Here is a 1,537-nt window from a genome sequence, read left to right as displayed (position 1 = left end):
TGAAAAAATGGAATAAAAATCAAAAATATTCCATTAAATAACTTAACGCAATATTCAGTTTTTATTTATTTGAGTAACTGAGAAAAAAGGATAAGAGGACCTAGTTGAAGGTAGTCCTTATCCAGTTTTTTACAAATTAACAAATAGGGTCATAGTTTTGGTCGTTTAAATGTTGAGTATCTCCTTCTTCAAACTGCGCCAGGGTTTCGCGGAAAATCCGTTCATGATGGAGTCGCCTTCGACCCAGTGATGATCGATCTGGCTTTTTAACTAGCTCTTTTAGAAACACAGAGAAGCTTCTCGACCAAAACTCCTCTACGTATTCAAGCATTTCGAGAAGAGTTCCCTGATAACGTACCTTCTTCTTCATTAATAAAGTTAAGCAGAAAGTGATCATGGCAATGTGAATTTGATTGTAGACGGCATTTGCGCTCTTTCCGTAACACTTTTTGATCACTAAGTGCTGTTTCATCCATTTGAAAAACAACTCAATTTGCCAGCGGTTTCGATAAAGGTCACTGATCTCCTGTGCGCTCATCTTCGCATCATTGATGATGATGGAGATGGTATTCCCTTGGCTATCTTTTGTTTCGATTAATCGGACAGGGGATTTCATCTTTCCCAGCTTGACCACAGCCTCCCGAAGAATGTTGGATGAGGGGTCTACAGGCAATTCTTCAATGACGTGGATGATCGTATTATCTTTGAGCCGGGTACAAAATCGGACGTTCTGTTTACAATACTCATCGAACTTTTCAAAATCGAAGTAACCTCGGTCAAATACATGGAGCGCATCCTTTTCGATGACCATCAAGGCATCCAATTGTGTCGCATCGGCCGGTCTGGCCGGGGTGACGATGATCTTATCCGGAGAGGTCTCTCCCTCATAGAAAACGACCCGGGTATGAATCTTAACACCGGCTTTCGTGTTTCGAAAATCAGCCCACCGATACTGGCTGAGGCAAAAGGAAATAGTCGTTGAATCAATGAGATGAATCTTGCCCAGTAAATTATTTCCCTTTTCTTTCCCGAATTCACGGTGAATCTGTTGAATCAGATGCTGCAGAATAGCTTGGAAGATATCCGGGGGAAGACCAGAAAGTTTACGGGATAATTGAGATTTACTGATGCTTTTTAATCCAAGTTCTTTCTGCAATTTCTTTCTGTGCCGTACCTTAAAACTAATTTTCTTCAGGCTTGGCAACTGTTTCAATTGAGCATAAATAAATAGTTTGATAAAGCTGAGACTATCCAGCTTTTTAACATATTTATCAACGTTCATCTGCTCAATGATTTTTGAAATAACTTTCATTTCTGCCGGTTGAATGTATTCCTTAAAAACAGATTTTATGTTATTCTTGTCCATGGGAACTCCTTATAATTAAGATATGGACAGGGACTTTGAAACCTTCTATCTAATTATAAGGTTTTTTTATATCTTAGAAAACTAAAAAATGACATATATTACAATTAATTCAAAATAAATTTATTTGATTTGAGCTTGACAAATTCGCTTTTATTTAATGCAACGCTAGTG

Annotated in this window: 1 protein-coding gene; it reads right to left on the bottom strand. The window is 38.0% G+C overall.

Annotated features, from left to right (window positions below):
- Window positions 1-136: 136 nt before the first annotated feature.
- Window positions 137-1,366 (bottom strand): IS4 family transposase, encoded by a 1,230-nt coding sequence (locus CU635_RS18220; protein ID WP_101578810.1) that lies wholly within the window; start codon window positions 1,364-1,366, stop codon window positions 137-139.
- Window positions 1,367-1,537: the final 171 nt, after the last annotated feature.

This window comes from Bacillus canaveralius, from assembly GCF_002860125.1.
Lineage (GTDB): Bacteria > Bacillota > Bacilli > Bacillales > Cytobacillaceae > Bacillus_BJ > Bacillus_BJ canaveralius.
The sequence above is the reverse complement of the archived record's forward strand: the minus strand, read 5'-3'. Positions and strand labels throughout refer to the sequence as shown.

Coding starts and splice junctions, on each gene's coding strand:
- CU635_RS18220 (WP_101578810.1), bottom strand. CDS start 1,366: ATGGACAAGAATAACATAAAATCTGTTTTTAAGGAATACATTCAACCG.